We start from the raw sequence: 10,569 nt of genomic DNA, 5'->3' as shown, positions 1-10,569 counted from the left end.
CTCAAATAGGTTGCTCTTCATACAGACTAATATACCAGCTGCCCTATCGTTCCCGCGAAACGCTGTTTATTACGGTAGGGATAAACGTCGATCACCCGCCCATCGACAATCGCCTGCTGCAGCTCCAGCCAGTAATCCGGGTCGAATAGCTCAGGATGCTGCTGCATAAAAACGGCGCGTAGCCCAGGGTTGGCAAACATGAAGGGGCCAAACTCCTCAGGAAAGATGTCGTTGGGGCCAATGGAGAAGCTCTCGGCCCCGCCCCCTTGAAAGTCGTTACCGTAGGATTTGGGAATGTGCCGAAAACGACACTCGGTGAGGTAGCTGACCTCATCATAATCGTAAAAAATCACCCGCCCATGGCGGGTGACACCGAAGTTTTTCAGCAGCATATCGCCAGGAAAAATATTTGCCGCCGCCATCTGCTTGATGGCGTTGCCGTAATCCTTGAGCACCATCACCTGCTCATCGGCGCTGCACTGCTCAAGATAGATATTGAGCGGTGTCATCATCCGCTCGGTGTAGCAGTGCTTGATGATCACCTTGTCATCTTTAAGCGATACCGTAGAGGGCGCGACTTCCAGCAGATGCTCTAGGCAGTCCGGCGCGAAATGGTCTTTGCGGACGGTAAAGTTAGAGAACTCCTGCGTATCCGCCATGCGGCCTACCCGGTCGTGGCGCTTTACCAGCCGATACTTCTCGCGCACCACGGCGTGGGTAACCTCCTTGGCGGGGTCAAATTTATCTTTAATGATCTTAAAGACAGTGCGAAAGCTGGGGAGTACAAACACCGCCATCACCATGCCGCGCACACCGGGCGCGATAATAAACTGATCTTCGCGCTTAGCGACCTGCAGATTAAGCGCCCGGAAAAACGCCGTTTTGCCGTATTTAAAAAAGCCAATCGCCGCGTAAAGCTCGCTCTCGGGCTTATGGGGCATCAGCGTCTTTAGGTAGCTGACAAATTCGCTCGGCACCGGTACTTCCACCTGAAAATAGGCGCGGGTAAACGAAAAGATAATCGAGACTTCATCCGTTTCTGTGAGCACCGTATCCAAATGCAGGCACGGATCGCCGCCCTGCTGCTCACCAAAGCCTTCGCCGTGAAGCACTGGCAGTACCAGCGGCACCTGCTCGCCGCCGCCTAAAATACGACCCACCAAGTACGCCCCTTTGTTGCGATAAAAGACGTTTTTAAGCAGCTCAATCTGGGCATCTTCAGCCTGCAAAATAGCCGCTGGGAGCTGGCTTTTCAGCAGATCGGCCCCTAGGGCAATATCACCCTCCAAGTCAGCAAATGGGTTATCAAACGGTGCCTCATCCAACGCCCAGGCCAGTGCCGCTTGCCAGTCGCCGTTGACTGCTTGCCTTCGGCACAGTTCAATGCCCGAGTGGTGAGCAGCGTCTTCGCGGGAGCTGTAAACAAACATCCACTCGTTACGGATGTGGCGATAGTGAAACACTGAGCAAAAGAGTGAGTTGAAAAACGTCTCTGCCAACTCGTAATCCAGCCGCTGCGCGATCATTTCGGCATAGTGACCGCGGGCTTCTCCCCAAGTTTCACAGTGCGCCAGCACATCATGTTCAAAAGTGCGCTGCAAACGCTCTAGGGTATCGCCTACCCGCTCTTCGTAGAGGTTGATACGGGCAGCGGACGCTTGCTGCGCCTCACGCCACGCGGCATCGCGGAAACGACGACTGGCATCCGCCGTGATCTGTTTAAAGCGCCCACGATAGGCATCAAAACCATGCAGAATTGTGGCGGCTAAGCGGTAGGCCGGAGAGAGCTTCATGAGGGTTGCTCGTTTAAAAAGAGAGTGCACAAAGACTCTCTTAATGCCTGACTACATACGAGACGACCTTAGTGGAGGAGCGCGCGTTAAGCGCTCTCCTGCGGGGCTGTATCCAGCAGCGCCATCAGCGGTGCAACGTGGTCGGGGTCGGCAAGCAGCTGTGAGAGTTGGGTAATGTCTTCTGACAAAGGGCGGTCTTGCTCAAGCGGGCGGATAAAGTCTCGAACCCAGTGGCAGAACGCTTGGGAAGCATGACTAAGCGCATGGGTGTTCTTCAACTCAGCGCCCTGCACCAGCACCAAGGCTTCAATCGCCAATATCTGATAAAGCTGCTCTAAACTCGTGCTTGCGCGGCGCGCGGCGATGGTTCCTAGCGGCACGATATCCTGATTATCCGCATTCGTCGGAATAGACTGGATAGAGGCGGGCATGGCGTGGCTACGTAACTCAGCCACTAGCGCCGTTGCGCTCACCTGCGCGCCCATAAAACCGCTGTGCAAGCCCGTCTCAAGCGGCTGCATAAACGCTGGCAAGCCTTTATTTTTGAGCGGGTCGGTAATTCTTGCGATGCGACGCTCGCTGTAGAGCGCCATTTGGATAAGCGCATTGTTAAGGTGGTCGCTGGCAAAGGCTAAGTGCTGACCGAAAAAGTTCCCACCGTGCAAAACCAAGCCGTCATCGGCAAACAGTAGCGGGTTATCAGTGACCGCTTCCAGTTCGATGCGCACCGTTTGTGCGTGCTGCTCAACAACGTCCCACACGGCGCCTAGCGCTTGGGGCGCGCAGCGCAGCGTGTAGGCATCCTGGGGTAGCGGCCGGTGCTGGGTAATATCACTGGGCATCTCTGGAAGCTGCTCCGATACGGGCCGCCAGGGGATGAGTGCATCGCTAGTTGCGGATAGCGACCAAAGCCACTGATGAAGCTGCTGCTGGCCTGGGTGTGGGCGAAGCTTGCCAATCCGCGGATGAAACGCCTCGCGATGCCCTCCCAGTAGTTCCGAGTAAAGCAGTACCAGTAAAGCACTGAGCTTTACCGCCCGTTGCGCAGCGGTGGCATTTAACGCCGCAATACCGGCCGTGGTCGAAGTGCCGTTGACGAGCGCAATCGCATCTTTGCCTTGTAGGACAAGCGGCTCCCACCCCAGCTGCCGGTGAGCCTCGGCGCTGTCGATCCAACGGCCGCCACGCAGACTCACTCTGCCTTCACCGCTCAATGCGCGGGCCAGGTGCGCCAGCGGCGTTAAATCACCGCTCGCCCCTACCGTGCCCCGCGAGGGCACTTCAGGCACCACGTCAGCCTCAAGCCATGCAAGCAAACGCTCTATAAGTAAAGGGTTCGCGCCGGAGTGTCCGCGAACTAGACTCGCGACGCGGGCCACCATCATGGCGCGAACCTGGGTGTGTGCCAGTGGCTCTCCCACACCGCTGCATAGGTGATAGACCAAATTCTGCTGCAGGAGCGCTGACTGCTTAGGGTCTACGTCGGTGGTGGCCAGCGGCCCGTATCCCGTTGTCACTCCGTAGATACGGCGTCGTTGGTTAATAGCGTCGCACAGAAAAGCATGTGCTTGTGCGGTCGCTCGTTTTTCTTCTTGCGACAGCACAAGCATCTGACGCCCAAGGGCGATGTTTTCAATCTCTTCCAACGTCCGAGAGCCATCGTTCATATCAGCACTTCCTGTACAAAAATTACCAATCAGTGAGTTTGCCCATCGCATTAGTTGGCAGGGATGCACCATAAGTAACGCTTACCGGGCGCTCTGCTGCTGGCCAGTGGGCCGTAGCTTGGGCAATCGTACTAGCGGTTTCATGTTCGTCTTGCACAGGCACAACAAACGCCTTTAAGCGTGGCGATGCGGCAGACCCAGCGACCCGCACGCTGCAATCAGCCACATCGTCTAACGCGCATAGCTTACGCGCCACATGCTGGGGGCTAACGTTGACACCACCAATGATGACCACATCGTCAAGGCGCCCTTTCACCGTAAAATGGGTATCGTCGACCCACTGCGTAGCGTCCAGAAGCGGCACCGGGTGGTCACTATTAACACGCTGAAGGTGCTGTGTATCGTGGCGTTGCCAGTGGGTTAGCAGCTGGTAGGGTTCAGAGGCACGCCAACGGGTTGCCACTCCTCCAGTTTCCGTACTGCCATAAATATCGAGCAAGCCAGCTAAGCCTTGTTGAATCAATGCGTCTGATGTTGCCGCAGAAAGAGGCGCCGATGAGGAAACGCCCGTTACCTTATTAGGCCACTCCTTACCCGCACGAGCCAAATAGTCCCAGTACGCAGGCACAGTGACCAACATATCGCCAGGCGCCAAAGCGGGCATAGCGGCTCCCTCTACACTAACGCGCGGTATATTTAGCTTTGCTGGCAGGGCAACGCCCCACATAAGGCCGTAAAGGTGGTGTAGCGGCAGCCAGCTCACGACTCGCTTTATCGGCATAACGGGGGCTAAACGCTGTATCAATGCGTCCGTTTCAGCTTGTATGTTGGCCCAGTGATGCACATGGGTCGTCGGATCTCCTGTACTCCCTGACGTGCGAAACGTAAGGCCTGAGGTATCGTCGAGCGCCTGAGCCACAATGGCTGCCCACCCATCGATGTGTTTGGTCATGAGAAGACGGTCTTCTACACCGGTCTCGTGTAAACGAAAGAATTCGTTCACACAGGCGGCAAGGTGGAGTCTTTCAAGGGAGTCGATGGCGGGTGGATGTTGCCAGTCTGGCGCGGGAGTTCCGCGGTAGGCAGCAAGTTCAGCGCTTAGCAGAGATTGCAGCACCGCCTTGCAATCGGCTTCGCTTAGCCACTGGGGCATTGGATGATCCTTAATAACGCCAGAAATATCGTACGGTTTAAACACAAAACCGCCCACTCATAATATCCATTGAGCGGGCGGCCCTTGGGTAATCTAGGTCATAAGCGTTTAACGAAAATCCAGAAAGTATCTCCAGAAAGCGCCTTTTTCATATGCACTTTTACTTTTGTGGGCGTCATCTGATAATCGAACACGTACTCAAACATGGTGTTTAAATCACCATTTTTAACGCCTTCCTTGAAACGGCCCTGAAATTCTTTGCTTTGTGTGCAGGGAGCAACGTCAGTAAAGAAATTTTTGCCAATGACGCTTTTAGGGTCACGACCGGTAATACCACCTTCCGCTGCGTTGTATTGAATGATCTTGCCATTGGCATCTAGCTGGATGGCGCCAAAAGCCAGCGTATCAAGCTTCTTATCATCCATATTGGCTAGGGCATTTTCAATATCATCGCCGCCGAAACGTACTGTTTCCATTGCCATTACCACATCTCCTGTCTGAATACCTTGCAAACATATTTAACAAATCAAATAGCTATACAAAAGGTATACATTAATTGTAATTACCACTTGAATCTAGCAGTATGAGAGATTCAAAGCAAACAGCTAATGCTATTTGATGAGAAAACAGAAGCCCTACTTATTTCAGCTTAATTTCTCTAATCGACTCACGTAGAGAACAAACGGCCCAGCGTCTCTATCGGCAATTAAAAATCCAAGTTGATGAATGCTTTCGGGGTCTAGCAGCGGCGCATTGGCCAGCAACTTGCCGCGGCGCACGGCTTCAAAACTATGCCAAGGAAAATCCCAGGTTTCCCACTCACCTTTGCTAGGCGTGAACGCCACCCGGTAGGCACTGGCCTCATCCAGCAATGTACTTTTTAAACGCAGCTGGTAGGTGCGACCATCGCCGCGCACCCTAAGCCTTATGCCGTCTCCCTGGGTAAGAAAAGATTCAACGTGGTTCGGCTCGCGGCGTACCGAGGCAAAGCCGCCGCCGTTTTCCAATGAGACCTCGCCATAAAAGCAGCCTGTGTCTGCTTCAATACGAAACCCACTATGGGACTCGCCGCCCATTACGCCATCGTCCACGGCATACCAGCGCTGCTGTTCGCTTGGATCGGTAAAGATTAACGTCATAGTGGCTCCTCAAAAAGTGGGATATCCAGCGTTTCACTACCGCTTAATGAATGCAATATTGACTTCAATCAGCGACGAGGAAGTTACCCTTAAAACCTGTGGCAACGGCGCTGTCTTCTAGCACGTTATCTTCGCTGCGATCTTTCAGCTTTACACCGGAAAGCATTAGCTGCCGGGCAGCTTTTAATAGCAATAGCATCCGCCGAGCAGCCTCCTCGGGGTTCAGCCCTGCCGGGCGAACGTTTGAAATACAGTTGCGACGGTCATCTTTTAAGCCCACTTCAGGTGCCCAGGTCATATACAACCCGAGGCTATCGGGGGAGCTTAATCCCGGGCGTTCGCCAATCATCACCAGCACCGCATCGGCGTTAAGCAGCGCGCCCACTTCATCGCCAATGGCGACACGGCCCTGCTCGACAAGGGTTAAAGGTGCGAGCTGCCACGCTTGCTGATCACTCTCAAAAGCGCGATACAGCGCAGTAAGAAACGGGGCGCTATTCTGCAGCACCGCCAGCGCGGAAAGCCCATCGACAATCACCACCGCCAAATCGAAGCGCTGACCTGACTCGGCAGTTTGCTGCAGCTGCTCCCGCGACGACTCACTCAAGCGTCGACCATAGTCGGGCCGCTGTAGATAAGTAGCGCGATCCTTTGCAAGCGTGTGTAAGCGAATAGGCGACGCAGTGAGGTTAAGCGTGTCGGTTAGCGCTGCCTCTAAAGCTTCACCATCAAACGCACAGTGAACAGCATCCTGGGCTTGAGCGTGGGCCAGCTGAAACGCTAATAGCTTGCTGGTGGGTAGACTGACACCAGCGCGCCCTAGGCCAATTCGTGCATCGGTAAAGGCACTCAATCGCTGCCAAGGGTTTTCCACCACGATGGGGGATACGGGTTTATGCACCATGGCGCGGATCCTTAGGCAGGTGACGTAGGCTGTTCGCAAAGGCGGCGGGGAGCTGGTCATTCAAACGGTAAGTACTGACATCCTGGAAAATCTGCATGTCCGCCAACCAGCGCTCAAATTCGGGCGCTGCTTTTAGCCCCAGTACACGCCGCGCATAAAGTGCGTCATGAAAAGAAGTGGTTTGGTAGTTGAGCATAATGTCGTCAGAGCCAGGGATGCCCATAATGAAGTTGCAGCCCGCTACGCTGAGTAGCGTCAGCAGGTTATCCATATCGTTTTGATCGGCCTCAGCGTGGTTGGTGTAGCAAACATCACACCCCATAGGCACCCCTAACAGCTTGCCGCAGAAGTGATCCTCAAGCCCCGCCCGAGTGATCTCTTTACCGTCAAACAAATACTCAGGGCCGATAAAGCCCACCACGGTATTCACCAACAGCGGATTGAACTTACGCGCCACGGCGTAGGCGCGGGCTTCACAGGTTTGCTGATCAAGGCCATGGTGGGCATCAGCAGAAAGCGAGCTGCCTTGGCCGGTTTCGAAATACATTACGTTGCGGCCCACTGTCCCGCGATTGAGCGACTGCGCCGCTGCCTCAGCTTCAGCCAAGGTGCTCAAATCGAACCCAAAACTGCGGTTGGTCGCTTCTGTACCGCCGATGGATTGGAAGACCAGATCGACCGGGGCGCCCTGCTCAATCGCTTCTAACGTGTTCGTCACATGGGTAAGCACGCAGGACTGGGTAGGGATTTCATATTTCTGAATGACATCATCCATCAAGCGCATCAGCTTGATACTTTGGGCGACGTTATCGGTGGCAGGATTAATACCAATCACCGCGTCGCCGCTGCCGTACAGCAGTCCATCAAGAATACTAGCGGCAATGCCGGTGACATCATCAGTAGGATGATTGGGCTGAAGCCGTGTAGAGAGCCGCCCCGGCAGCCCAATCGTATTGCGGAACGCTGTCGTTACCTGGCACTTTTTGGCCACCAAAATCAGATCCTGATTGCGCATTAGCTTGCTCACCGCGGCAGCCATTTCGGGTGTAATACCAGAGCGTGCGGCGGCAAGTATCTCGCTAGTAGCATGATCAGACAGCAGCCAGTTACGAAAGTCCCCCACGGTCAGATGTCGCAACGGAGCAAAAGCACCAGCATCGTGCTCATCGATAATCAACCGGGTAATTTCATCCTGCTCATAAGGAATCAGAACGTCATTTAAGAACGTCGTGAGCGGCAGTTCGGCAAGCACCATTTGCGCCACCACCCGCTCCTCAGCGGATTCCGCTATCACCTCAGCCAAACGGTCACCGGAACGGGGCGGCGTGGCCTTAGCCATTAATGCCGCTAAATTGGAAAAACGGTAGGTACGCTCTCCCAACATGGTGTGATAACACTGTGACATCGCATCACCCTTATAGTAGCTATGCTAATAGGCATGGGTGACTTTTAACTTAGCCGCTGATCTGCTGCACGTCAGCCGTTAAAATAAGCGGGAGCTAAGAAGTAAGATGATAAATACAACAGCTTGGAATCGACTTCGCTATACCGTCTACGCCCCACTGTATGATCTTGTGGCCACCAAAGCATTTTGTAAGCCGCGACGCATGGCCCTTGGCCAAGTCGATTGGGAGCCGGGAATGCGCGTTTTATTAGTAGGCGCAGGCACAGGCTTAGACTTGCCGTATTTGCCCCATGAGCTAGAAACACATCTGACCGACTTAACGCCCGCCATGGTGAAGCGCGCCCGTGAACGGGCAGAAAAAGCGAGGCGGGATGTAGAGTGCCGAGTGATGGACGCCGCCGCGCTGGAGTACCCTGATGAGCACTTCGACGTGGTGGTAATGCACCTTATCCTCGCGGTCATGCCCTGCCCAGAACAGGGGTTAGCAGAAGCTAACCGAGTACTGAAGCCAGACGGCCAGCTCTGCGTGATGGACAAATTTCAGCCAGATGTTCAACCTGCTGGGCCAAGCAGGCGGGCGCTAAACGCCTTCACCTCTTTTATCGCTACCGATATCACACGCCAGGCCACGCCTCTTATACAACAGGCTGGCTTTACCATTCAGCGCGACGAACCGGTACTTATGAAGGGTTTATTCCGCGCCCTGCTGGCGACAAAATAAGCCCTACTAAGCTGTTTGTTAGCTAGCGCATTCAGAAAACCTGCATTTTAATCCGTACTTTTAGTACAATCATCCTAGGCGCGTAAAGTATTTGTACAGCCAGATATTTCGCTATTTATACGCGTCGCCTATTAGCCAATACTCAGGGTGTCCAATGCCTAAAGCTGCCGTGAAACGCTTCCGTCGCTTACCCGAAGAAGAGCAATCCCGCGTTATCGAGATGGCCTGGGAGGATCGCACGCCGTTTGAAGCCATCGAAGGACTGTTTGGCTTGGGCGAGCCGGATGTCATCGAGGTGATGCGCCATCAGCTAAAATCCGCTTCATTCCGGCTATGGCGCAAGCGGGTTACCGGTCGCGCTACCAAACACAAAGCCTTGCGCTCCCCCGATGTGTTACGGGGCTACTGCCCTACGCAATATAAGCGTTAATTCCCCCAACCCGTATTCTCTTAAACAGTGGTCATCAAAACAGAGCTTTCTTAAAACGCTTCTTTATTGTTATATTATCACATAACACAAGCCTGTTTAGAGGTTCACTACCATGACCGCGTTCTCTCCCCTGCCCGTCACCGTACTGTCGGGCTTTTTAGGTGCCGGTAAAACCACCGTGCTCAATCATATTCTTGCCAACCGCGAAGGTCGCCGGGTGGCGGTCATCGTTAACGATATGAGCGAGGTGAATATCGACGGCGCACTGGTACGCGGCGGCCCTGGCGAGTCGACATTGGATGGTGACGTGGCACTCAACCGCTCTGAAGAGCGATTGGTAGAGATGAGCAACGGCTGCATCTGCTGCACCCTGCGCGAGGACTTGCTGGAAGAAGTCAGCCAACTAGCACGCGAAGGTAAATTCGATTACTTGGTGATTGAGTCCACCGGTATTTCAGAGCCCCTACCCGTGGCGGAAACGTTCACCTTTGAAGATGAAAGCGGCCAGAGCCTTTCCCACGTTGCGCGGCTGGATACACTGGTCACCGTGGTGGACGGTGCCAATTTCCTTGAGCAGTACCGTGAAGCGCAAAGCCTGGAAGAAGCTGGCGAGAGTTTAGGCGAAGACGACGAGCGCAACGTTGCCGACCTGCTGGTCGACCAAATTGAGTTTTGCGATGTCCTTTTGATTAGTAAAACCGACCTGATCAGTGAGAAAGAGCTAGAAGCGCTGAAAGCGATTCTGCACTCGCTTAACCCCGACGCAGAGCTAGTACCGATCACCCAAGGTGGCGTCCCCCTTGAGAAAGTACTCGATACCGGCAAGTTCAACTTTGAACGCGCCCAGCAGGCACCCGGCTGGCTAAAAGAGATGCGCGGCGAGCATGTGCCCGAAACCGAAGAGTATGGCATTGGCAGCTTTGCCTACCATGCCCGCCGCCCCTTCCATCCGGAGAAATTCCACGACCTGTTAAATCAAGAGTGGTTTGGTAAAGGGTTGCTGCGCTCGAAAGGCTTCTTCTGGCTTGCCACACGGCCACGCTATGCAGGCCAATGGAGCCAAGCGGGCGGCATTGCCCACCACGGCCCGGCGGGAGTATTTTGGAAAGCCATCCCGGAAGACAGCTGGCCGGAGGACCCCGAATACCGCCAGTTTATTATGGAAAAGTGGCAGGAACCGTTTGGCGATATGCGCCAGGAACTGGTGTTTATTGGCCAAAATATGGATCAAGCCAAAATGCGTGCAGCGCTAGATGCCTGCCTATTGAGTGAAGGTGAGCTGCTGGAAGGCATGGAAGCGTGGAAGCAGCTGCCCGACCCATTCCCAGCTTGGGAGTGAAATACTGCCTGCCCAGGC

The 10,569-nt window shown here is 54.4% G+C and carries 10 protein-coding genes; 3 read left to right on the top strand and 7 right to left on the bottom strand.

The features are described from left to right. Nucleotides 1-26: 26 nt before the first annotated feature. The 7 genes from aceK to LOS15_RS00905 form a co-directional block, all read right to left on the bottom strand. Entirely contained in the window at nt 27-1,793 is a 1,767-nt protein-coding gene (gene aceK, locus LOS15_RS00935; protein WP_263067500.1) for a bifunctional isocitrate dehydrogenase kinase/phosphatase, read from the bottom strand. An 86-nt stretch (nt 1,794-1,879) separates the two neighbouring features. Continuing rightward, nucleotides 1,880-3,460: a histidine ammonia-lyase gene (gene hutH / locus LOS15_RS00930; RefSeq protein ID WP_263067499.1), complete on the bottom strand. Its 1,581-nt coding sequence runs from the start codon at nt 3,458-3,460 to the stop codon at nt 1,880-1,882. A gap of 22 nt (nt 3,461-3,482) precedes the next feature. Then, on the bottom strand, nt 3,483-4,613 hold the full coding sequence (locus LOS15_RS00925; protein ID WP_263067498.1) for an AMP-binding protein: 1,131 nt from the start codon (nt 4,611-4,613) through the stop codon (nt 3,483-3,485). Nucleotides 4,614-4,711: 98 nt separating this feature from the next. After that, complete coding sequence (pyp, locus tag LOS15_RS00920; protein WP_009100820.1) at nt 4,712-5,095, bottom strand: photoactive yellow protein; 384 nt, start codon at nt 5,093-5,095, stop codon at nt 4,712-4,714. Nucleotides 5,096-5,257: 162 nt separating this feature from the next. Further along, nucleotides 5,258-5,752 carry a CIA30 family protein gene (locus tag LOS15_RS00915; protein WP_263067496.1) on the bottom strand — a complete coding sequence of 165 codons (495 nt, stop codon included), beginning with the start codon at nt 5,750-5,752 and terminating at the stop codon, nt 5,258-5,260. Nucleotides 5,753-5,816: 64 nt separating this feature from the next. Continuing rightward, nucleotides 5,817-6,656 (bottom strand): ethanolamine ammonia-lyase subunit EutC, encoded by an 840-nt coding sequence (gene eutC, locus LOS15_RS00910; protein ID WP_263067494.1) that lies wholly within the window; start codon nt 6,654-6,656, stop codon nt 5,817-5,819. Beyond that, entirely contained in the window at nt 6,646-8,061 is a 1,416-nt protein-coding gene (locus tag LOS15_RS00905) for an ethanolamine ammonia-lyase subunit EutB (protein ID WP_263067493.1), read from the bottom strand. The genes eutC and LOS15_RS00905 overlap by 11 nt, the downstream gene beginning before the upstream one ends. A gap of 106 nt (nt 8,062-8,167) precedes the next feature. Here LOS15_RS00905 and LOS15_RS00900 point away from each other — a divergent pair, with 106 nt between their 5' ends. The 3 genes from LOS15_RS00900 to zigA all read left to right on the top strand — a co-directional run bounded on the left by LOS15_RS00900 (nt 8,168) and on the right by zigA (nt 10,551). Then, nucleotides 8,168-8,782 carry a class I SAM-dependent methyltransferase gene (locus LOS15_RS00900; RefSeq protein WP_263067486.1) on the top strand — a complete coding sequence of 205 codons (615 nt, stop codon included), beginning with the start codon at nt 8,168-8,170 and terminating at the stop codon, nt 8,780-8,782. A 154-nt stretch (nt 8,783-8,936) separates the two neighbouring features. Then, complete coding sequence (locus tag LOS15_RS00895; protein ID WP_263067485.1) at nt 8,937-9,212, top strand: TIGR03643 family protein; 276 nt, start codon at nt 8,937-8,939, stop codon at nt 9,210-9,212. A 112-nt stretch (nt 9,213-9,324) separates the two neighbouring features. Further along, the gene (zigA, locus tag LOS15_RS00890; RefSeq protein ID WP_263067483.1) at nt 9,325-10,551 is read left to right on the top strand and encodes a zinc metallochaperone GTPase ZigA; all 1,227 of its coding nucleotides are present in this window, start codon (nt 9,325-9,327) and stop codon (nt 10,549-10,551) included. Nucleotides 10,552-10,569: the final 18 nt, after the last annotated feature.

Origin of the sequence: Halomonas sp. 7T (assembly GCF_025643255.1) — a bacterium.
In the GTDB taxonomy this organism is placed as follows: Bacteria; Pseudomonadota; Gammaproteobacteria; order Pseudomonadales; family Halomonadaceae; genus Vreelandella.
This window is presented reverse-complemented; position numbering and strand designations above follow the sequence as displayed.

Coding starts and splice junctions, on each gene's coding strand:
- hutH (WP_263067499.1), bottom strand. CDS start 3,460: ATGAACGATGGCTCTCGGACGTTGGAAGAGATTGAAAACATCGCCCTT.
- zigA (WP_263067483.1), top strand. CDS start 9,325: ATGACCGCGTTCTCTCCCCTGCCCGTCACCGTACTGTCGGGCTTTTTA.
- LOS15_RS00905 (WP_263067493.1), bottom strand. CDS start 8,061: ATGTCACAGTGTTATCACACCATGTTGGGAGAGCGTACCTACCGTTTT.
- LOS15_RS00900 (WP_263067486.1), top strand. CDS start 8,168: ATGATAAATACAACAGCTTGGAATCGACTTCGCTATACCGTCTACGCC.
- LOS15_RS00915 (WP_263067496.1), bottom strand. CDS start 5,752: ATGACGTTAATCTTTACCGATCCAAGCGAACAGCAGCGCTGGTATGCC.
- LOS15_RS00925 (WP_263067498.1), bottom strand. CDS start 4,613: ATGCCCCAGTGGCTAAGCGAAGCCGATTGCAAGGCGGTGCTGCAATCT.
- pyp (WP_009100820.1), bottom strand. CDS start 5,095: ATGGCAATGGAAACAGTACGTTTCGGCGGCGATGATATTGAAAATGCC.
- aceK (WP_263067500.1), bottom strand. CDS start 1,793: ATGAAGCTCTCTCCGGCCTACCGCTTAGCCGCCACAATTCTGCATGGT.
- eutC (WP_263067494.1), bottom strand. CDS start 6,656: ATGGTGCATAAACCCGTATCCCCCATCGTGGTGGAAAACCCTTGGCAG.
- LOS15_RS00895 (WP_263067485.1), top strand. CDS start 8,937: ATGCCTAAAGCTGCCGTGAAACGCTTCCGTCGCTTACCCGAAGAAGAG.